The organism is Mesorhizobium sp. M0848 (assembly GCF_040319805.1).
In the GTDB taxonomy this organism is placed as follows: domain Bacteria; phylum Pseudomonadota; class Alphaproteobacteria; order Rhizobiales; family Rhizobiaceae; genus Mesorhizobium.
Genome location: NZ_JAMYOM010000035.1, coordinates 41,767 through 62,605, shown reverse-complemented (window position 1 = coordinate 62,605; position 20,839 = coordinate 41,767). Strand labels below are relative to the sequence as shown.

General features: G+C 58.9%; 9 protein-coding genes and 14 pseudogenes. 6 read left to right on the top strand and 17 right to left on the bottom strand.

The features are described from left to right. Positions 1 to 635: 635 nt before the first annotated feature. Positions 636 to 1,573: pseudogene (locus tag NKH95_RS29880) on the bottom strand (IS110 family RNA-guided transposase); the annotation flags it as partial. Positions 1,574 to 1,723: 150 nt separating this feature from the next. After that, positions 1,724 to 1,855, bottom strand: a pseudogene (locus NKH95_RS29875) (ATP-binding protein); the annotation flags it as partial. Between the two features lie 11 nt (positions 1,856 to 1,866). On the opposite strand from NKH95_RS29875, the pseudogene NKH95_RS29870 reads away from it, so the two are divergent. Together NKH95_RS29870 and NKH95_RS29865 are read left to right on the top strand one after the other, a co-directional pair. Continuing rightward, positions 1,867 to 2,868, top strand: a pseudogene (locus NKH95_RS29870) (IS5 family transposase). A gap of 1 nt (position 2,869) precedes the next feature. After that, positions 2,870 to 3,163, top strand: a pseudogene (locus tag NKH95_RS29865) (hypothetical protein). 61 nt (positions 3,164 to 3,224) lie between these two features. Here the strand turns inward: NKH95_RS29865 and NKH95_RS29860 are convergent. Then, a pseudogene (locus NKH95_RS29860) lies at positions 3,225 to 3,394 on the bottom strand (transposase); the annotation flags it as partial. Positions 3,395 to 3,569: 175 nt separating this feature from the next. Here NKH95_RS29860 and NKH95_RS29855 point away from each other — a divergent pair. Continuing rightward, a complete protein-coding gene (locus NKH95_RS29855) occupies positions 3,570 to 4,274 on the top strand; it encodes a hypothetical protein (RefSeq protein ID WP_352894156.1) in 705 nt (234 codons plus the stop codon). Positions 4,275 to 4,775: 501 nt separating this feature from the next. On the opposite strand, the gene NKH95_RS29850 is transcribed toward NKH95_RS29855, so the two are convergent. The 5 genes and pseudogenes from NKH95_RS29850 to NKH95_RS29830 form a co-directional block, all read right to left on the bottom strand. After that, positions 4,776 to 5,420 (bottom strand): transposase, encoded by a 645-nt coding sequence (locus NKH95_RS29850; RefSeq protein ID WP_352894154.1) that lies wholly within the window; start codon positions 5,418 to 5,420, stop codon positions 4,776 to 4,778. A 96-nt stretch (positions 5,421 to 5,516) separates the two neighbouring features. Next, positions 5,517 to 6,017, bottom strand: a pseudogene (locus tag NKH95_RS29845) (helix-turn-helix domain-containing protein); the annotation flags it as partial. Positions 6,018 to 6,137: 120 nt separating this feature from the next. After that, positions 6,138 to 6,474 (bottom strand): annotated as a pseudogene (locus tag NKH95_RS29840) (IS110 family transposase); the annotation flags it as partial. An 87-nt stretch (positions 6,475 to 6,561) separates the two neighbouring features. Continuing rightward, complete coding sequence (locus NKH95_RS29835; RefSeq protein WP_352894151.1) at positions 6,562 to 6,939, bottom strand: group II intron maturase-specific domain-containing protein; 378 nt, start codon at positions 6,937 to 6,939, stop codon at positions 6,562 to 6,564. A 50-nt stretch (positions 6,940 to 6,989) separates the two neighbouring features. Beyond that, positions 6,990 to 7,187, bottom strand: coding sequence for an RNA-dependent RNA polymerase family protein (locus tag NKH95_RS29830; RefSeq protein ID WP_352894148.1), 198 nt, complete (start codon positions 7,185 to 7,187; stop codon positions 6,990 to 6,992). A gap of 665 nt (positions 7,188 to 7,852) precedes the next feature. On the opposite strand from NKH95_RS29830, the gene NKH95_RS29825 reads away from it, so the two are divergent. After that, entirely contained in the window at positions 7,853 to 8,002 is a 150-nt protein-coding gene (locus NKH95_RS29825; RefSeq protein ID WP_502895384.1) for an integrase core domain-containing protein, read from the top strand. 216 nt (positions 8,003 to 8,218) lie between these two features. On the opposite strand, the gene NKH95_RS29820 is transcribed toward NKH95_RS29825, so the two are convergent. Together NKH95_RS29820 and NKH95_RS29815 are read right to left on the bottom strand one after the other, a co-directional pair. Continuing rightward, positions 8,219 to 9,436, bottom strand: coding sequence for an ATP-grasp domain-containing protein (locus NKH95_RS29820; RefSeq protein WP_352894146.1), 1,218 nt, complete (start codon positions 9,434 to 9,436; stop codon positions 8,219 to 8,221). 648 nt (positions 9,437 to 10,084) lie between these two features. Further along, a pseudogene (locus NKH95_RS29815) lies at positions 10,085 to 10,301 on the bottom strand (ISNCY family transposase); the annotation flags it as partial. A 1,348-nt stretch (positions 10,302 to 11,649) separates the two neighbouring features. Between NKH95_RS29815 and NKH95_RS29805 the strand changes: the two are divergent. Next, positions 11,650 to 12,233: pseudogene (locus NKH95_RS29805) on the top strand (TauD/TfdA dioxygenase family protein); the annotation flags it as partial. Positions 12,234 to 12,241: 8 nt separating this feature from the next. Here the strand turns inward: NKH95_RS29805 and NKH95_RS29800 are convergent. From NKH95_RS29800 to NKH95_RS29785, 4 pseudogenes are all read right to left on the bottom strand, one after another. Beyond that, positions 12,242 to 13,315: pseudogene (locus NKH95_RS29800) on the bottom strand (IS630 family transposase); the annotation flags it as partial. A 264-nt stretch (positions 13,316 to 13,579) separates the two neighbouring features. Further along, positions 13,580 to 14,152: pseudogene (locus NKH95_RS29795) on the bottom strand (ATP-grasp domain-containing protein); the annotation flags it as partial. 611 nt (positions 14,153 to 14,763) lie between these two features. Continuing rightward, positions 14,764 to 15,214 (bottom strand): annotated as a pseudogene (locus NKH95_RS29790) (ISNCY family transposase); the annotation flags it as partial. 342 nt (positions 15,215 to 15,556) lie between these two features. Next, positions 15,557 to 15,830 (bottom strand): annotated as a pseudogene (locus tag NKH95_RS29785) (transposase); the annotation flags it as partial. 905 nt (positions 15,831 to 16,735) lie between these two features. Between NKH95_RS29785 and NKH95_RS29780 the strand changes: the two are divergent. After that, complete coding sequence (locus NKH95_RS29780; protein ID WP_352894142.1) at positions 16,736 to 17,899, top strand: M20 aminoacylase family protein; 1,164 nt, start codon at positions 16,736 to 16,738, stop codon at positions 17,897 to 17,899. Positions 17,900 to 18,327: 428 nt separating this feature from the next. On the opposite strand, the gene NKH95_RS29775 is transcribed toward NKH95_RS29780, so the two are convergent. From NKH95_RS29775 to istB, 3 genes and pseudogenes are all read right to left on the bottom strand, one after another. Further along, positions 18,328 to 18,597 carry an iron-sulfur cluster assembly scaffold protein gene (locus NKH95_RS29775; protein WP_352894141.1) on the bottom strand — a complete coding sequence of 90 codons (270 nt, stop codon included), beginning with the start codon at positions 18,595 to 18,597 and terminating at the stop codon, positions 18,328 to 18,330. 25 nt (positions 18,598 to 18,622) lie between these two features. Beyond that, the gene (locus tag NKH95_RS29770; protein WP_352894139.1) at positions 18,623 to 18,937 is read right to left on the bottom strand and encodes an iron-sulfur cluster assembly accessory protein; all 315 of its coding nucleotides are present in this window, start codon (positions 18,935 to 18,937) and stop codon (positions 18,623 to 18,625) included. 1,133 nt (positions 18,938 to 20,070) lie between these two features. Continuing rightward, a pseudogene (gene istB, locus NKH95_RS29765) lies at positions 20,071 to 20,827 on the bottom strand (IS21-like element helper ATPase IstB). Positions 20,828 to 20,839 lie beyond the last annotated feature (12 nt).

Sequence of the window (20,839 nt, the reverse complement as noted above, 5' to 3'; positions counted from 1 at the left end):
CTTGCGTCACTCGAAGGTGAAAACTTCTTGCTCATAGTGGCAATCCTTGTTCATAGAGGCGATCTATTGCGAATTGGCAACCTGCGGCCGAGTGGGCAACTGTCACGAGTGGCATCCAAAAACGCGGATCATGATCTCCTAAAATGCGCGTTCGTTGAGTTAAAGATCTGAGATTTTCTGTAACGGTCTTGTTTCCGGCGATCTGAAGCGTTTGAATTCCCTGAGAGCGCGGCCACTGCACGCCGATGTTGCTGAAGTCACCACACCTAAGGAAGTTGCATGCGTTGACCGGGCGGTTGTGTGCGCCTAGTTCTGCAAAATGGGGGCGCTCATGAAGCTAGACTAAGACTAGCAGGCTTCTCCGATTGGGGTCGTTGAGGTCAAGCTCCTGCTGATATTTTTCCGGACCATGTCGCCCAGCGGGTCACTCGCTTCTCTTCGCGGTCGACGTTAGGCCGCCGCATCATAGGGTCAGTAGAGCGAGGCGTCTCAATCTGTTGAACGACCTTGGGAGAGTTCGGCCCAGGATCGTGCCTGCTAACGAGATCACCTTGCCCGTCGGCCCCACGGAACGATCCGGATCACGCCCTTTCGGGCGGAATCAACTCCTCCTTCGTTGGTCCGTTATCCCTATTTCATGCCGATACGCGGCCCGGTGCCTTGCCGAAGCCGAATTCTGTTGCATCACTCCACATGCGATGCAGAATGACAGCGAGCAACAGCAACTCGGGCTCGAGCCATACCGCGCCGTTTGGCGACGTTCATGCCCCACACTCTGAGGCTCGACCATTTCTTGCTAAGCACGAGCAGCGAATGAGCCGCCTCATAGAGCCGTGCGGGGCGAGTTCGTCACCGCATCGGGCACCTTGCCCTGAATGTCCGTTTCGCCAGAGGGTAACGTGCCGGGGTCAGATCCAGATGCGCGCCGACATCCCTCAAGCGACGAAGCGGTCCGGCTGATCGACCGTGGCACGAAAGGCGAGCGCGGTGATGGGTGGTCCCACACTTGGAACGCTCACGAGTCGCCGGCAGACTTGCTCCTGGCGGGCGACAATGAGGACCTGCTTTGTCAGTCGCCCGAACTCGCAGCAATGGTGGCCAGGATCACCAGAAGCGGCTCCACAAGCGGATACTGACCGTATCTGCGCCAATCAGTTCGCGCACGCGATCAGCGAAGGCCGCACGGCTTGGAGTGCCAAGCTTGATGCCGACCTCCCGGATCGCCCTCACGACATTTTCGATCGTCCGCATTTCATTGAGGACCGTGCGTCGCGCGACGAGGAGGGACCGCCAGAACCGACACTGCCGGCTCTCACATGCACCTGCCGATACCAGCGCGTGCGCATGATCTGCGCAGCGCGCGGGCGTCATTACGATCGGTTTTGTTCGGCATCGTTTTCATCGCCGCGTTGGCCTGCCGGGTCTCGATGCAGATCGCCGGCAATCCTTTGGTGCGAATACCGTCATAAAGCCAGGCTGTTAGCGAGCAGGCTTCGAGCCCGATGCGCTCCAGCGGCAGATTAATTTTCCGCAGGGCCTCATAAAGCGCCCTCGGCTCACTCGCCGCCCGCTCCCTGTCAATGACCGCGGAATCCGGACCCCGCATTTTCGCGTAAAAGGGACCCCGGTTTGGGGTGATGAAGGGCTGCCGGTGAGCGCCCGATCAGGCGAAGCTGGTCGGGGTTGCACAGCCTGATCGGGCGCGGCTGATTGGCTTTCGACTTCAGCTTTGAGATCGGCTTTTGAAGCGCCAGGAGTCGTTTCCCGTCTCGACGATCCCGGAATGATGCGTAAGGCGATCGAGCAGCGCGGTGGTCATCTTGGCGTCGCCGAAGAAGGTGGGCCATTCGCCAAACATTGGTGGTGATGATGACGCGGGTGCGGCGCAATCATCCGTTGCGGGCGATCCGATTAATCGTGAGCGAGGCGCTGTCGGCCAGGAGCGGGACTTCGCGGCGGCTGTATTCGCCGATCGGACCGCCATCGATCTCGCCGGAGATGCTGCTGCGGGCGATGCTGTTGCAGGCGTTCTATTCGATCCGCTCGGAGCGGCTGTTAATGGAGCCGGCTGGAATACGACCTTCTGTTTCGCTGGTTCGTCGGGATTGGCGTCGACGATGCAGCCTGGGATCAGTCTGTGTTCTCCAAGAACCGCGACCGGGTGCTGGAGGGCGACATCACTGCAAGTTCCTGAGCGCGGTGCTGGCGCAGCCCGAGGTCAAGACGCTCCCTGGGCGTCTATGAAGAGCGTCAAGCCGAAAGACGGCTCGGGCGAGCCGCCGGCTCAAGGCGGCGGGCGCAACGCCGAAGCGGATTTCCATGGCCAGAAGCGGTCGAACGAGACGCATGCTTCGACCACCGATCCTGACGCCAAGCTCTACCGCAAGGGCAAAGGCAAGGAGACGGAGCTCTGCTTCCTCGGGCATGGGCTGATGGAGAACCGCCACGGCCTGCTGGTCGATGCCTGCCTGACGCTGGCCGACGGTCATGCCGAGCGAGTGGCGGCATTGCACATCATGATCGAGCCCTTGGCCCACCGGCCGCGGGCGATCACGCTTGGCGCCGACAAGGCCTATGACGTGGAGGACTTCATCAATGAGTTGCGTTCGATGAGGTTGACCCCGCATGTGGCGCAGAACACGAACGGGCGAAGTTCGGCGATTGACAGGCGCACCACCCGGCACGGCGGTTATGCCGTCAGCCAGCGTATCCGCAAGCGCATTGAAGAGGCGTTCGGCTGGATCAAGACGGTCGCCGGTCAGCGCCAAACCAAGTTCGCGGCCGCGACCGGATCGGATGGGCTTCACCTTCGCTGCCGCCGCCTACAAGCTGGTGCGGCTGCCGAAGCTCATCGCTGGGACCAACTGACATGGCCAAGGCTCCAGCCATCGCCAAGGCCTTTGCCGGTCGCTGGCGTATCGTCGGATTTCTGGGACAACGATTTCCTCGATATCGTCGAAGAGGCGCATCTGACGTTCAAAGGCGCGGCGGGCGGCGAGATCGGCTTCGGCGCCCTCAAATGTTTCCTTGATGTCCGCTACGGCGCGCGAGACGGCTCGGCCTGCGCGGAATTCTCGTGGGAGGGTCACGACGAAACGATCCCGCTTGCGGTCGCGGATGGGCGATGATCGGCACCGCAGGTCGCCTCGTCGGCCACTTCTAAATCCACAATGCCGACGATTCAGGCTTCGTCTGCGAGCGCGCCTGACTTCTTCAACCGCCTGCTAGTCTAGGCATGCGGCTTGGCGCAGAGCGAGCTTCTTGTGCTCGCGCAGGTCGTCCATGTGGATGTAGCGGTTTGCTCCATCCAGTTTTCGTTGGTTTCAACGGCGAGCGCCCTGACCAGGCGCAGGCAGCTTTCGGCGTTGGGGAAGATGCGCACGACATAAGGTCGTGGGTAGCGGCCCGACCATTTGGTAAGCCAGACCACGAGATCGCGCCGGGAGCGTGTCGTCAGCGCAAGGAAGGACTTGTGAGCACGTCAACTACCAGATGGGATAGTATCAGTGTTTGGTCGGAAACTCTACAAGCCAGGTAGGTTCAGCGCATTGGTTAAAAGGTGCATCGGCATGCAGAGCAACGTGACGACGCTGGAGGTTTCAAAGTACATCTCTGCGGCAGACGAGCTGGGGCGTAAGTCCGGCCTTCAGATTATGATGGGTGACGATTTTGAGGAGTATGTTGGGATTACCAGCAGACTTTCCGGCAAGTCACCGACCTATCCAAGCTTCCGTCCTGACTGTTCTGATCTCCCGCCTGGAAAGGCTTTTTGGATCGTCGGGCGGGATCGGGAAGGAAAAGTAGCGCATGTCCAGGCAATGCGTTTAGACGATCTATCCAACACCAATCTTGCTGAGCACCTTGGGTCGCTCAGAGCCTGGTTCGCAAATCCCAAGCTCAAAGCCGGGCCCTGTTCCTCATGTCGTTGCGACGCGCCTACTGCGCGAAGCATAACCGGGCTGGCGGCATATCGTGGCGACCTCTGGTTGCGGGAGGACTTCAGAGGCCGTGGACTCTCTACGTCTATAGGTCGCATTGCATTCGGACTGGCATGGGCTAAATGGTCGCCGGACTTCATTTACGCGCTGGTTGCCGGCTGGAGCATTGAAAAGGGCATATTTAATCGCTACGGCTATCTGCATCGAGAGCCGCACGGATCAGTCCTGCACTTGCCTGCGCACGGGATAGACGACGACGAGTGGCTCGTTTGGTTGACGCGAGACGAACTGTTGAAGACGTTTTCGCGTGCTTCGGCATCGGGTGGCTCATGGTGAGACCACTTTTGGCGACTGCCGACTCTTTCATGATGGACAGCTCGCAGGACGTTGATCTGACGTCGCACCAGATGCATTTGTGAAATCGCCTCGTCCTGGTGAATGGCAGGTGAATGGCAAGATGTCCAAATACTTGGCAACCGAGAGCCTGCCGATGCGTGTCCCTCAGCGGCTTCTCGGCTTTAGATCAAGGGGACGGCCCGGGGGCGTCGAATTCCTCCAAAAGGTTGGGCTCGATCGCGCCTGTCTGATGGCGCTGATCAAGGGCCGCAACAGCCCCCAGAAGCAGGCCTGGCGCCGAGATCGTGCCTTTGAGCACTGACGGAATTGGCACAGTCTTTCGACTGCTTTGTCGTTGGATAGAAGCGGCACTGACGGATACAGTGCGACCACCAAACCCCTCGCCCACCCGAGCCCAGCGCCACCGATCTCGCCTAGGAGAGCCGCAGCCTTAACGACTGATGTCGACCTGACAGATTGATAGTCGCGGTCCCATCGTGGTCAAGATCGAATATCTGGCACCGAGAAGAATGTTGACCCTTGCCTCGACGTCACGCGGGAACGCCGGCGCCGTGAAGCCGCGTCGGCGCTCGGCACTGCAGCCAAACCTTCAGGAGCCGTCCCAATGCCGAGGATCTCCTTGCAGCCGTCGGGCAGGATGCCGAGCGCGATGTAGATTGTTGCGCACGAAGCCCTCGTCCCTGATCTTGACCCGGATCGCGTCGAAGAAGCGAGCGTATAGACCGCATCGAGTGGCCGGTTCTGCCATTCGGCCACTTCCTCCAGGACGGCATCTGTCACGGCCGAGATCAGATCAGGCGAGACGTCGATGCCGTAAAGCTCCTCCAGATGGCCGCGAATCTCGCGCACGCTCACGCCGCGCGCGTATGGCGACACGATCTTGCTGTCGAAGTCGGGAAAGCGGCGCTGGTACCTGGCAATCAGCTTCGGTCGAACGTTCCCCCCCGGTCGCGCGGGATCGATAGCGTCATCTTCGACAAGCACCGTCTTCTTCGAATGGCCGTTGCGGCGATTGGTGCCGCCCTCGACACGTTCATCCTCCAGGTGCTCGTCGAGCTCGGCATTCAGAATCCGCTCCGAAAGCGCCTTCTTCAGGTCGTCAAGCAACCCGTCCTTGGCAAACACCTCATTCGCGGCCGGCAAGCAGCTGGTCCAGAAGTTCCTTCTCGATTGCCATGTGATGATTCTCTCCTTTCCATCATCATGGCCTCACGCACAGAATTCCTGACAGTACCGTCCCACCCCCTTCATGTTGCCGACATAGAAGGTGTGCTGGCCGCCGCAATAGCCCGGGCATTCACTCTCGAACTCACCATGCGCCTCCTTGTCCAGCTTGGCCTTTTCCAGCGCCGCCAATTGGCTCTCGGTGAGCACGATGCCGTCCTGGGCGACCCTCACCTGCAACGCCTTCAGTCGCTTCTTCATCGTCTACAGATCGTGGCGCTGCCACACCCCGGGCACGCCCACGACGGCGAGACTGAGTGGCTGAGCTTGCGCATTTCATGCCTCGATCTCCGGTGGCGTGCGGTTGGCCAACAGCGGCTCCCTGCGCGTCAGTTCCTGCAGAGCCAGTTCGCCGCCGGTCTCATAAAGCTCCTTGAAGCGGTAGAAGCTGTCGCGCGAATAGCCCATCATCTTGCAGGCCTGGCTGACATTGCCGAGTTGTTTGGCCAGCTCCAGCAGCCCCACCTTGGCGCGGATGATCTTTTGGTTCTTGGTCATGTCAGTGTCCTTTCTAACGCCGAGGCCGGGCGCTGCGAACCCTGACCACTCCGGGCCCGGCCTTGGCTCAAGCTTCAGCCTAAGACACCGTCTGTCAGATAAAGTTTAAACTTTTACAGGCAACATACTGTCGAAGCCTTTCACGCGCACCTCGCGAAAGAACCCTGCTTCAGCAAGACGCGCCAAACCATCGGCGTCATTCGCATCCGTCTTGTTCGCCGCCATATCGAGAGCGGCTTTGGCATGGCGCGCATCGATGCAGATGGCTGGCAATCCCTCGGCGCGCGGCGCAGTCATAGAACCAGACGGAAAGGGGTCCAGTCTCGAACACGACGCGCCTTGCGGCCGGCGCCCGCTTGCGGACAAGCTCGGCAATGGTCCGGGGATCAGATGCGCACTTCCCGCGGCGCCAGATCCGTTCGCCCTCACGGCGGATCGACACTGCCGTCACTTTCATCGACAGTTGAGTAGGCGGTAAGCGCCGCGCCGCCTTGCAGCGACCGGTTTCTCACCGCCTCTCCCCGAACCGGGCATGCGTCTTTCGTTACGCACCCGGCTCTCCAGAAGACATGGTCAAGTTAGGCATATCCATCCATGCGAGACGGAAGCGGTAGACGGGAGTCCAGGCGAGCATGTGTTGCTCGACCAATCCCTCGCGCCAGAGCCGTCTCGTCGGCCGGCGACTGCTGGGCTGATAGGCGGCCCAGATGTGACACGACCGCGCTTTGGGGCGTTTCTTCCGCAACCATCGCACTATACGCATGCCAGTGTACCAGTCGAGACTGGTGAACATCCGACCGGCATAAGCACAGTGACGGTAGTAGTTCGCCCACCCGCGCAGGATGGGATTGAGCTCCTGAAGCTTGGAAGCCAGACTGCACCGGGCGGAACTCGTACCCGGGTACGTGCCTAGACCTTCCAACGCAGATCGGCGGCCTTTGTCTTGGGAATCTCGACGCGTGGGCCGTAGCCCTAGCGTCTATCCCAGTGCATGACAAAGCGGAATCCGAGGAACTCGAACCCGCTTGTCATGGCCGTCACCTTCGTCTTTTCCGGCGACAACTCAGGGCCTGTGGACCGGTGTAAGGAGTCTGCCAGCGCGGTCTTCTCCGCGAAGTCATCCTCCTGCGTACCGGACACCAGCACCACAAAATCATCGGCGTAGCGCATAGGCAGGAACACACACGACCAGCCATGCGATCCCAGTAGCGCGCTCTGCCTGCCGCGGTGTCCTCCGTCACTTTGACGGTCGGCATGAGAAGCTTCATGGCGAGGGAGTGCCGGAAAATGTGCGGCGATATGGGCTTGTCGGCCAACGCCGGCCTGATGGTTACGGCCTGGGCGGCCGCACGCCGCACCATATGGGTCGCTCCGAAACGAGTCAGGCGGTCGTTGCGGGCGCCGACGAATATCGGTCGCGGCTCGTAATGGGTGATCCCGCGCTCGCTCAACAAGGTCGTCAGCGCTCGGCCGAGCTTGACAATCTCGCCGTCGAGTAACGATACGATCTCGGCAACCGCGCGGTGTATGTCCATGCCAATAATACGCACGGTTCCCTCCATCGTTGGTCACAGACAGTGAGCCGGCGGGCAACACGACAATACGGATCCGCGCTCGCGGCGCATCCGGGCGAGTGGTAGGGCGGCCAGATACCTCCTCGAACTCGCAGTTCATCTGCATACGACGGCCTGCCCGCACTTGCGTGCTCCCGGTGCCCCGAGGCCGGATGTGCCAAGCTTAACGAAACCTGACGACCGAACAAACGATGGCACCGAGAACAACATGCCGGATAACGCCTACATCGAGCGCTTCAACCGCGGGATGCGCGACGGCTCCTGAACGAGAGGTTCTTCGGCCTCGACCATGCCCGCAGCGCCACCTCGGAATGGAGGGAGGACTTCAACACCGCCAAGCCGCGTTCCTCGCGCAGCTACCAGACACGGCGGCTTATGCCGCGGTCATCACCGGCTCCAACGCTGCGCTGATCGAAGGCTCCGCGCCTCCACCTATTGCTACACCGGGCCGATGGCCTAACAGAAACTGCCGAGACTCTAATCGACTCTGTATGACAGAGTTCAGTGGCATTTATGACGTGCTCTGCGTGGCAAGGGGATTTTCGGCGCTTCTGGCGGGCTGGTCGGGACTGGCATGTAGAGATCGGGAGCTGATGCCGGAGAGGTGAAGGGGGTCGCTGATTGTTCCTATTCGGTCGGAAATGGTGTAATCGACCAACTGATTAAGTCGACCGCACGCTGAAGTATCGCTTCGGTTTGAGCAAGGCTGGGTGAAACGGCGATGACATATCCCATGGAGTCTCGGTAATTGCCTTTCCTGACGACCGGCGTCTTGGATTCAATGTAGAATTTGACCTCGGCGACACCTGGTACAGCAGCCGCCCGACTGTCACCATCAATCCAATCGAGGATGCCGTCGCGATCAGGCAGCAGGGACCGCCAGGCCGAAACGTGCGAATGGCTTCTGCGCAAATTGCATTCTTCGCCGATGACAAGCTTGATGTGCTCAGTGATGAGATCGACACCATAAGCCAGCAGAACCGCTTGAGGACCGCCACTCATGCGCGGATTGACTTCAATAACGACTGGGCCACGCTTCGTCCACCGGAGTTCGATGGCCGTTGGCCCCCAACCAAGGAAGAGAGCTCGCAAGCAGCTCTGCGAAACTTCGGCGACACGCTTTTGCTCGTCATCACTCAGCGGGGCCGGGAAGGTGCCCTCCCGAAAGACAAAATGCGGTGGGTGGTGGAATGCAGCGGCCTCAATCCCAATGAACTCATTTCCCATCATATGAACGGTATAAAAGGCGCCTTGTGCGAATTCTTCGACCAGTATCCTTGGCGAAGACGTGTGCTTCCCGCCAAACAGATAGTTCGTATGTTCGGCTAACTCATCGACATTGCGGCACAATCGGACACCGATGCTGCCGCTGCCGACGGCTGGCTTAAGAATCACCGGCAGGCCGATCTCGACGGCAGCGTTCTCCACCTCCATCCAATTCGCTGCAGCGCGATAAGCAGGTACGGACACGCCGGCCTTCGCGAGGAGTTGACGTTGAGAGAACTTGTCGCAGCATCGTTCAATCGATGCGGGGTCCGGTCCCGGTAGATCGAAGTGCCGGCAGAGCTTGCCAACTGTCGCGGAGACCGACTCGTCTTCCCCCGCGAAGCCGGTAATGCCAGCGATGCCATACGTAGCACGCAGCCGGGAACATTCGCGGATCAGCGCATCGAGATTGTCTGTATCAACACGAATTGCCTCAACGCCTCCCCCGGCAAGATATTCGTACTGGGCCGGATCAGCCGACAGGGTAATTGGGTTAAGACCTAGACGCTGGGCCGCTTGGACGTATCGCAGACCACTACTCCTATGACCTTCGACTAGAATCAGCGCTCTTCTTGCCATTGGCCATCGACCTCTATGTGTTGTCTGGCGGTCTAAACGTCAAAGGGCATCAGCTTGTTTAGTCGTGCCTACCCTCAGACTTGCAGGGAAGATACTATTGGCAGCGATCTGCGGTCGTAATGATTCTGTAAAGTTATTTAAAGGGTATGTTACGACGTTTGGCTACCTGCGGTTCGGCAAGGTGCGTCTTGACGCTTGCGAGGGTTGCGATGTTCAAGAAAGGCCAGTTTAGCCGGTAGTCAGCCTTAGCATTGGCGTCATGGGCGATGCAGCTATCCCTGACCTCCGTATGGCGAACCAGAGTTCGCACCGAATAGCTTCAGTTTCTGGTGCGCGCTGCATCTCTGCGACCGTTTCGACGTGGTTGCCGATTAGGGATGTCGGAGGCGAGCCGGGCTGCACCTTGATCAACTTTCGGCTTGACCACGGGCGCGAACGCGGCTTTCTGGCCTTCCAGGATTTCGTCTTAACGGCAAGCTTCTGAATTGAAGAAATCGCAGTTTTTCTGCGGGAAAGGCCCGGCGGTTTTAAGTAAGCTTTAGATCAAGCCACTGACTCTAAAGCCAAATCCGCCATCGCCGGAGCCGACTATGCGCCAAGAACGCACCGTCCAATCCAACATATTCGATCTTTTCGCCGGTCACGAGATCGCTCGCTGTCGGCCGGGTTGCCGGCTTCGATCGAGGATCATGCCGCTCTTGCTGGTGGCCAGGTTGAGCTTATGGCCATATTGAATGTCGCGGCTGGCCCTGACGATGATGTCGGCATGCGGCTCGAAAAGGCTCACCGGCTTCTCACTGGTCACCATGCAGCCCCGCCGCTCGGTCTGGGCGATGATCTGCGCGACCAGCGGCCGGTAGTGGCGCGGCCGGACAGCAGCCGACACGACACGCTCCATCATGAACTCGGTCGAGGCGATTTCGGATTGAGCGGAGCCAAAGAAGGACGTCGGTTCATCCGTGGCTCCAAGGTCCGCGAGGATTGACGTAGTCCGCATCAGCGACGATCGGATATCCGCGTCGTCAGTTTAACTTGGCGGGCCTCCCTGCGGGTGTTTGGCTACCCTGTCGAGCGGGGGGTACTCCAGAATGTGTTGCTGACCTGTGCCGTCGGGCTGCTCCAGAGCTTTGACCATGGGGCCACCTTAGCCTCGCCGACGCAGACTCGAACAACAGCTGTCGCGTCAGCGCAAGAAGGGCAGCACGCGGACGATCGAGCTTGGCGGTGCCAGTCAGCTGCTCATCGAGAGTGACATCGATAGCGAGGCGCTCGGCCGGATCCTGGATGTGCTGGAGCGGCGATGATATCGATCCCGAGCGGCGAAGGTGTGGCTTGCCACTGGCTATAGGGATTGCGCAATATGTGGAGCGCAGGATTATGCTGAGTCCGCAGCGGCAATTACTTGCCGACTGCGGTGTTTGAGAAGCGATCACTCGACATAATTGCCGATCGGCTGATGGACGCCAGCATGGCCAGCAGCTTGTCGGGAGCCCAGAAGCGACCCGGCTTGAGCGACGGCGGCGCCATTGCGGCAAGTGCGTCGGATATTGCTACGGGTCTGAGACGGCGCAGCCAGAAAAGCCGGCGCACGGGCTGGACGGAGTTCGAGACCCTGACGGCGCGCTTCCCCCTGCCAACTCCGCGCATCACTCGAACTTGGGCGCAAGCACGCATATGACGCAGGTACCCTCGGGAAGAGTCGGGTGCGGGGAATCCGCCCGCCCGGATCGGTGAGGGCGAAAGCCCAATGGCTGAGCTACTCGACCACGATCCATGACATCAGCCGAGTCGACGCCGATCTCGCCCGGGTGAGATCAACCCACCAGGAGTGGTAGGATGCGGTGCAACTGTAAACACGATAACACTACCCCCAGCGAACAGGAGGCAACAGTATGCAAGCTCGAGCCCGCGAGAGCCTCTGGCCGTAATGCCCGATCGAATGATATACATGTACTTGGCAAAGCGCCGGGTTGGCGCGCTTCTACAATTAGCCCCAATCATCGATCCCGCGGCGCATTTGAAGTACAATATCGGAAGAGTGCCACTGATTGAGAATGTTGGACCGTTCTCCGGTCCCCAGAGTGACATTCATAAGGCGCTCAAGATCTTCCAACAAGCGATAGCAGAATCGGGTGTGGGATCGATCGGTTACAATCAACCAATGCTTTGTTTCACGGTCGGATAGCTTTACATCGAAAAGGGAGAATCTCGCTATGAGAGAGATGGATTTGGTCGATAGTTTCATTTCACGTACTGCGTTGTTAAGTGCACAGCGCGCATCGGGGCTGAAATCAGGAACATCAAGCTGTCGGCCGATTTGCCGGACCAAGCCATCGCTGCGATAAACAGCCTGGTGCTTGAGCACAAGGTTATCTTCTTCCGCGACCAGGGTCATCTCGACGACGCTGAGCAGGAGCGCTTTGCTCTTCGTTTCGGGAAGCCTTCGCCATATCCGGAGGGAACGACGCCGATTTTCGAAATTGATTCACGCAGAGATATCGGGGCCGACATTTGGCACATCGATTGGTCCTGCATGGATGCCTACCCCAAGATTGCGGTGCTGCGTGGTGTTGTGATCCCACAAGCCGGCGGTGACACAGTGTGGTCAAACACGGCGACCGCATATCTCGATTTACCGCTGCCGCTGCAACGGCTTGCAGACGAACTGTGGGCTGTTCACATCTGGCCCGGAGCTCATTATGGGCGTTAGGCAGGGACCCTTACCGGAACGAGGATCGAGACCGAGCATCCCGTGGTACGCGTCCACCCCGAGACGGGTGAGCGCACACTGGTGCTAGAGTAGTGGATGCAGTCTAACACTTGGTGCCCCGCGTTTGACGGCCGCGATGATCTTGTCGGGGTCGGCGGTCCAAGAGAAGGGTTTGGGTTGCTGGTTGTGCTCTTGGAGGAAGCGGTTGATTGCCGTCTGGAGGTCGACGACTGAGTGGAAGACGCCTCGTTTGAGCCGACGCTTCGAGAGTTTTGCGAAGAAGCCCTCGACCGCGTTGAGCCACGAGCAAGAGGTCGGTGTGAAGTGGAAGGTGAAGCGCTGATGGCGATCGAGCCAGGCACGCACCTTGGGGTGCTTGTGAGCGGCGTAGTTGTCGAGGACGACGTGGACGGCCTTGCTGGTTGGCACCTCGACGTCGATGGCGTTGGGAAAGCGGATGAATTCCTGATGGCGATGTCGCTGCATGTTCTTGCCGATAACGGTGCCGTCGAGCACGTTGAGAGCAGCAAACAGTGTGGTCGTGCCATTCCGCTTGTAGTCGTGGGTCATGATGCCGAGCCTGCCCTTCTTCATGGGCAGGCCGGGTTGGGTGCGGTCGAGCGCCTGAATCTGGCTCTTCTCGTCGACCGACAGAACGATGGCGTGAGCAGGCGGATCGACATAGAGGCCGACGACGTCGCGCAGTTTATCGACGAACTGCGGATCGTTGGAGAGCTTGAACTGGCGCCAGCGGTTGGGCTGCAGCCCGTGCGTTTCCAGATGCGACGCACCGCACTCCGGGCTGATGCTGGCCGGGGCCGCCATCATGTCGGCGGTCCAGTGCGTCGTCTCGCCAGGCGGATCCTGCAACGTCAGCGCCACCACACGCTCGGCTACTTCAGGCCCGAGAGGCGAATGCGCGAGGGTCGCGTCTTGTCGCGCAACAGTCCTTCGAAGCCTTCCGTGGCGAAGCGCTCCTGCCAACGCCATACGCAGGTCTTGGATTTGCCGGTTTGCCGCATGATCTCGACGGTGCCCACACCGTCGCCGCTCAACAGAATGATCTCGGCGCGCCAAACATGCTTCTGCGGCGCATTGCGATCCCTGATCAGCGCGCTCAGGCGCTGGCGATCAATCGGCGAAACGGTGAGGGATATTCCTGTGCGCATGCGCCAAACTCGCACGCGCACTCGCCAAAGGGAATCCCAAGCCGGACTCTTGTGTTAAGCGGAAACCACTAGATGGCACCAATGTTCGGCGACGATCACCTCTTAACTGGCGCGACCTTCGCTGGCGCAGGAAGGTGAGGGGCTGCAGATTGTTCCTCTCCGCCAGAGGTCGGAAATGGTGTGATCGACCAACTGACTAAGTCGACGGCACGCTGAAGTATCGCCTCGGTCCGAGCACGGCTGGGTGAAACGGCGATGACACGTCGGCGAAGACACCCATGTATGCTTCCCGTCCAACAGATAGCTCGTATGTTCGGTTAACTCGTCGACATTGCGGCACAATCGGACACCGCTGCTACCGCTGCCTGCGGCCGGCTTCAGAATCACTGGCAGACCAATTTGCGCGGCAGATCTTTCTACGTCCGCCGCATTCGTTGCCAAGCGATAAGCAGGTATTGGAACGTCCGCTTTCGCGAGGAGTTGACGCTGGGTGAATTTGTTGCAGCATCGTTCAATCGATGTGGGGTTCGGTCCCGGTAAATCGAAATGCCGGCAGAGCTTGCCAACTCTCGCATAAAGGGACTCGTCAAGATCTGTGAAACTGGTAATCCCAGCAATGTCATACTTCGCACGTAGCCGAGAACATTCGTGTATTAGCGCATCGAGATTGTCAGTATCGACATGGATTGCCTCAATCCCTTCCGTCGCAAGATATTCGTACTGATGTGGATCAGACGCCAGAGTAATTGGATAAAGACCAAGACGCTGGGCTGCTTGGATGTATAGCAGACCAATACCCCTATGACCTTCAACCAAGATGAGCGCTCTTCTTGCCACTGGCATCGACCTTCTTTGCGTGATGTGTGGCCGTCTGTACGTCGACAAGGCAACAGCTCTTGCTGTGCCTGACGTCAGACTTGCGTTGAACGTACCATCTTCGGCGATCTGCAGTCGCAAAGATTCTGTAAAGTTCTTTAAAGGATCTGTTATGATGTTTTGGTTACCTGCGGTTTCGCAGGGTGGTTGCATGTTCAAGGAATGCCATGTTCGCAAGCCAGTCAGTCAGCCTCAGCCTTGGCGTCATTGACGTCGCTGGAAAGGGCGACATAATCCATCAAGTGGTCGCTGAGCACTGCGTCGGCACACCAGGGTTACCGATTTCGCGACTCAACGACAATCGACCACGGCTGAGATGACGCGGTTCGTTGAACACCGATTGCAGACCGGCGCTTCCTGCGGTTGATCGGCAAATGGGCTAGTCTAGTTTCCGTCGACAAACGCACGTATTCTGTAGTGTTACAATCGCTTGCCCTCGACGGGAACGCTTTTAAGCGTCAAGGACAGGATCGAGGGCTGGCTGTCGAACGGAAAGGCGTTGTGGGCGCGATCACGAGCACGCCGCGAGGCCGGCTTTGGCCGGTGGGACTTCAATTCCAATAGTGGCGGCATCAGGTCGGCTTGAGGCGCGTGAAGAGGACGAGATTGTAAGCCACGACCGAGGACCAGACGTAGCTCTTGAAGGGATCAAGACCGCGCCAGTTGCAGCGCGCCAATCCGTAAGCGCGCTTGAGGCATAATATGTCGGCGTCGATGCCGGCACGGAAGTTGCGCAGCTTGCGATAGACCCAATTGCTTCTGACCATGTCCTGGATCCTGAGGCCGGCTTTGTTGTGGAATGCCATGTCGCGAACGCCCAAGGTCTTCGCAGTAGCCAGATTGTCACGACTGGCAAAGCCGCAGTCGGCCGCCGTCGGCCGCCGCCTGCCGCGGCGCGTGACCATAGAAGGCGATGTGGCGTTCCAGCATCGGCAGCAATCGATCGCTGTCGCGCGGATTGCCCGCCTCGATCATCAGATCGAGGATCATGCCGCTCCTGCCAGTGGTCAGGTTGAGCTTATATGAGGAAAGTAAAGACGGAACGGGTGTGTCAGGGCAACATTTCTTCACCTTCTCGATGTGTTGCGGAATCCATGGTCTGAGCCCGATGGCATGACGCGGCCCGTTTATCCGAGCCCAATCCAACTTATAACGGTCGCTGCTCGAAACAGCGGCACCAACATCCGGCTTGCGGCGGGTACGGGCTCAGGAGGACGGGACCATTCTTGTGGCGGGGCATTTCAGGCCATCCCAACCTTCGGTTCGTCCACCTGGATCCGCCAGGACTGATCAGGCCCTGGAAGAAGTGCTTAGTTCACATTCCATGGGTGAGCGGCAATCGGCATCAGGCGCTCTTCATCACCGGCGCCCGCCGTTCTGCTTCACCCGCTCCTTGAACCACAAGGAGCGCGCCGATTGCGATTGATGGCGCAGCCATAGCCACGCGAGCTGGATCAGCGTAGTTCGCAGCCTTGGATTGCCGGATTTCGAAACGCCCTGGTCGTGTGAGACGGAGCCGCTTTGCCAGGGGGGTCGCCGCCAGGCCGGCGTAGGCGGCCAGCTGTCGTCGGTTGTCGTAGTGCCGCGACAGGCCCTCCGTCCACAGCACGGCGGCAAACTCCTGCCCGATGCCCTTCAACGCTGGGTCTCGTCGTAATCCACCAAGAAAAATCCGGCATCTCATGCGTGAGCAGGCGGCGGTTCATCGCCACCGCTGACTTCGATCTTCGCAAACCTAGCAAGGGATGTTATCCCGACAGGGCCACACCAACTCTGGGTTGGTGATATAACCTACATGGCGCTGCCAGGCCGTTTCGCCACGTTGCCAACACTCTCGATGCTTGGTCGCGTTTGACCGCCGGTCAGCTCGGGCGGTCGCTCGACGCACGGCTGATAGTTGCAACCTTGAAGGTGACTATCGAGCGAAGAAAGCCATCACCACGCTGCATTCATAATTCGGATCGCGGATCGCGGTACGCTGCGGGCTCCATCGCAACTCCTTGTCGACCAGGGTTGATCGACCGGATGGGACGAGCAGGAAATCCGTACGACAGCGGCCAGGCAGAGAGCTTCTTGAAGACGCTCAAGGTGAAAGCCGTATCCTCGATGGCTTTCGCAATTCTACGAGGATGTCGTTGAGCATCTTCGCTTCATCGCAGAGAATTACAACAAACGCAGAGTGCATTCGGCGGTGGTATATCTCAGTCCGCGACATTTTGAGGATCGATACGTTCGGCAGACGGGCAAAACTGCAGCCTGATATGTCCACCAAGGGAGCCAACCACTATGCGGCCCAGCGTCCTTTTGTCATCTCACCCCATCTCGCTTCTAGATGATGACAATATACAAACTGCATTTGACGAAACGCGCCGCGGCAAATGATGCTCGATTGGGAGTGAGCGACAATGAAAGCTGACCGATCACCATTAACAGGGTCAGATCATAAGCTGCACGGTTTGTGCTTGCGCCATGTGGCTAGCATCAAGCATAAGACAGAGATGATGGCGCGAAGCCGCCACAAGAACCTATAATTGGGAACAAAATATGCAAAGTGTTGAGGCTTTCCAGGATCTCCAGGGCGAAGCAACCGAATGGCGCCGCTACCTGCACCAGCATCCTGAGCTCGGATATCAGCTACAAAACACAGCGATGTTCGTGACCGAGAAACTAGCTTCGTTCGGTATCAATCACATCGAAACGGGGATAGCTGAGACCGGTATCGTTGCATTGATTCAGGGTGAAGGCGGAGACGGGCCGACGATCGGGTTGAGGGCCGACATGGACGCCCTGCCGATCCTGGAAGATTCAAAAAAACCCTGGTTATCGACCATACCGGGCAAAATGCATGCCTGCGGCCATGACGGTCACACGGCCATGCTGTTGGGCGCCGCCAAGTACCTTTCGAGTACTCGCAATTTCAAGGGCTCAGTTGCCCTAATCTTCCAGCCTGCAGAAGAAGATGGACGCGGTGCCCAGAGGATGGTCCTAGAAGGGATCATGGAGCGGTTCGACATTTCGCAGGTTTTTGGCGTGCACAATTCGCCTGGGATGGAGATCGGGACGTTTGCCCTTTGCGAAGGCCCTATGTCGGCGGCGTTGGATGAGTTCGACATTATCGTAAAAGGCAGGGGTGGGCACGCTGCTTATCCGCATCGAACTATCGATCCTATTGTTATTGCGGCCCAAATTATTGTCGGCCTGCAAGCGGTGGTGTCGCGTAACACGGACCCAACCGAGTCCCTCGTAATCACCGTTACCAAGTTGAACGCCGGCACAGCATACAACATCATTCCAGAGCACGCTGAATTGGCCGGTACCGTTAGGACCCTTTTACCCTCCCTGCGGGACTTGGCAGAATGCCAGATTGAGGCGTGTGCGCAAGGTATCGCCCGGGGTTTTGGCGCGGAAATTGAGTTCAAGTATCGGCGGCTTGAACCCATCATGTTCAACCACACTGTGGAGACGAATCTGGCAGTCAAGGCTGCTCGCAGCCTTGTTGGCCTTGCAGCCGTTGACGATAAGATCAAGCCGGGCATGGGGTCGGAGGACTTCGCTTATATGCTTGAGGCGCGTCCGGGGGCGTACATTTACCTGGGAAACGGCCCGACCGCTCCGGTGCATCACCCGGCGTTCGATTTCAACGACGAAGCGCTGCCTTATGGCATTGGCTATTGGGTGAACCTGGTCGAGACGGCGCTGGCTGTCTGAGATTACGGCGCACGACTGAGCGCGAGAAAAGGGATCCCGTCCGGTGGTCTCCGGGTCGGTCATAGGCGACCGCAGCTGGTCGGTCTTGGAACAAGAAACGGAGAAGAACGGCCTTCTCGGCCATGCTGACGATCCGCATGGCCCTCGTCGAGCTGATCGGTGCCACGACCATCCAAGCAGGGCTCAGAGTGGAGAAGGCCCTTGATGAGCCTACCTGCCTGAAAGCCGCACGCTCTATACGCCGAGCTGGAGCATCGGCGATCCTTATCGCGTAGCTCATGGACGAGGACTGCGGGAGAACCCTGGTGTCTCCTTAAAGGCCTGCTTCACGGCCTGAAAGAACTCGCTCATGAACTTCAGGTCGCGCTCCAGCTGGAGGCAGTCGACCGAGGGGTGCATCCTCTGCGGCGGGCCACCGAGAAAGTCCGCTATGTCCTGATTGGTGCTCTGAAGGGCTTCATCGATGGTTTTGCCGACGATGAGGTCGCTAACGCCGCGGAGGCAGCGATCGCTAAGACGCAGCAGAATGTCTGCCACGTCGCAGCGGTGATCGTCTCAGTCTTCGGGTCGATGCTCATCGTCAGTTTGAGCGCATCGCCATAAGCGATCGCACCGATCTCTCCGAGGGTATCGGCGGTCTCCAAAACGCCGGCGTTCGTCGAGTTAAAGAAGTTGACCTTGTCGCTGTAGTCCCACACGGGGCCGATCCTTGTCGTGATGTGGCTAGCCCAAGGACTTGCCGCACGCGCATTTGCCCCGCGCGTTGGGGTTGTCGAAGACAAAGCCCGAGGCTTTGAGCCCCGTGACGAAGTCGAAGCTCATGCCGGCGACGTGGGGCTGGAAGCCGGCGTCCACAAACACGTTGACCCCGTCTCTCTTGATGATCGCATCGCCCTCGCGCGAGACGCTTTCCAGGCCCATCAGGTATTTGGAGCCGGCGCAGCCCACATTGACCATGATGCGCAGGCTTTCGGCCGGCTCGGCGGTTTGGGAAACACCGTCTTTAAGACGGGGCGACGTTTCGGTGAGCGTGATCACGGGACGACGTCTTGGGGATGCGTTCGCACGCCACAATCCATGGACTGTGCCAGAAAGGAAATTTTGTTAAAACAAACGGGTTGGGGGATTTGGCACTTTGTCTGACCAATGTCGGATATCAGACAGGAAAGTTTTGCAGGGCCTCGCCAAGTCGTCGCTCAGCAGGCGTTTTCGATCAAGCGGATGTTCACCGGCGAAATGGGGCAACTCTTGCGCCGTGCCACGCCCAAGAAGCCGGGCCATCGTTGCCACAGCAGTGCGGACGGCGAACTCAGATTCTGGTGTCGACGGTGATCAATCGCGCCTCTCGAAGCAAGCGCCGCCGCTCCTCAGTCAGCTCATGGGTGATGACGACCAACTCGCGCGCCCGGCCCGCGGCCTTCAGCGCCCAGCCACTTCATACGAGCCGACCGCAGCGTTATAGATGCCCGTGCCAATCAGCGAGCGCTTGGCGCATCAGCCAGGCGACCTTCGCGGCATCCTTCTCACATTCCAAGACGGTGACGAAAGCAAGCTGCGGGTAGCGTTCTCGAAGCACGACGCAGAATCCTGCCTCGCGGCGATGCTGGCCACTCATGGTGCGCACGCCAGCGATCAGGACGACCTCGCCGCCGCTGCACGGCAGACACCCCCCATGCGGTTGCCCGCTGGCCGTTCCACATATGTTGCGCTATACGCTCGGCTGTCTCGTTCCCCGCAGCAACGATTAGACCGGCGTCGGGCTTTACCTGTTTCTGTGATTGAGCGGCCAGGCGACCCAAGGTGACGTCGCGTTCGTGCTGACCACTTTCTTAGTGCTACATGCCTATCTGCGGGATCTCAGCACGCACTCCGGAACATCCAGCGCTCGGCGAACGATCTGAAGGAACTGGTCAAATTCCAGGCCAGCCGCTCGCACGGACGCGAATAGCCAAAGTATTGAACCAAACTCTCTTCCAGTTGGCATAGCGCTTGCACTACGAACTGCGAGGTTAGCCGCTCAATTTGCGTATTCCAATGAAACCGGACAGTGATTCCAAAACGAAACCGGACGCTTATTCCGATAGGATACCGGACGCGATTCCGAGGCGAAGCCGGACGGCTTAGAGCGCCTCAGGGTCATTTTTGATATTTGTCGACGAAGTCATTTCCGGTCAAGCGGCAGTTGCGTCTGCGACTGGCAGGACCCTGTGTTTGCGCATGCTTTCGCCGGAGAGTTCGATGCGATAGGCGTTGTGAACAAGGCGATTCGAGAACGGCATCGGCGATGGTCGGATTTCCGATCATGTCATACCAGTGATCCACGGGAATTTGACTTGTGAGGATGGTGGAACGCTTCTCGTAGCGATTCTCGACGATTTCCAGGAGATCGCGGCGTTGTTCGTCGTTGAGCTTCTCAGGCCCCCAATCATCAGGAATAAGCAAATCCGTTTTGGCCAGGCTCTTGAGCAGCTTCGCGTAACGGCCGTCTCCGCGGGCAAGGGCGAGCGTTGCGAAGAGGCGCGGTACACGGTGGTATGCGACCGCAAGATCCTCACGGCATGCCTTGTGGCCGAGCCCGCAGGCCAGCCAGCTCTTTCCGACGCCGGCTGGTCCGGTCATGAGCAAGCTATGGCGCTGTCTGATCCAGTCGCATGTCGTCAGCTTCATGAAGAGATTGCGATCGAGACCGCGAGTTGCGCGGAAATCGGCGTTCTCGATCTGGGCGTCATGACGGAGTCTGGCGGCTCGCGCTCTGGCCTCGAAGCGCTTCTGCCGGCGCGCCGTCGCCTCCCGTTCGAGCAGGAGGGCAAGCCATTCGCCGTGCTCGAGAGCTCGTGCCTCCGGTTGCGCCTCCAGTTCCTGGAAAGCGCATGCCATGCCGGAAAGACGGAGTTCGCGCAGCATGTCGATGGTGGGGTTGATAAGCATCGTTGATTGTCT

What these genes read in the sequence shown, in the direction of transcription:
- NKH95_RS29855 (WP_352894156.1), top strand. Translation starts at nt 3,570, where the DNA reads ATGCAGAGCAACGTGACGACGCTGGAGGTTTCAAAGTACATCTCTGCG.
- NKH95_RS29830 (WP_352894148.1), bottom strand. Translation starts at nt 7,187, where the DNA reads ATGCGCTACGCCGATGATTTTGTGGTGCTGGTGTCCGGTACGCAGGAG.
- NKH95_RS29820 (WP_352894146.1), bottom strand. Translation starts at nt 9,436, where the DNA reads ATGGCAAGAAGAGCGCTGATTCTAGTCGAAGGTCATAGGAGTAGTGGT.
- NKH95_RS29780 (WP_352894142.1), top strand. Translation starts at nt 16,736, where the DNA reads ATGCAAAGTGTTGAGGCTTTCCAGGATCTCCAGGGCGAAGCAACCGAA.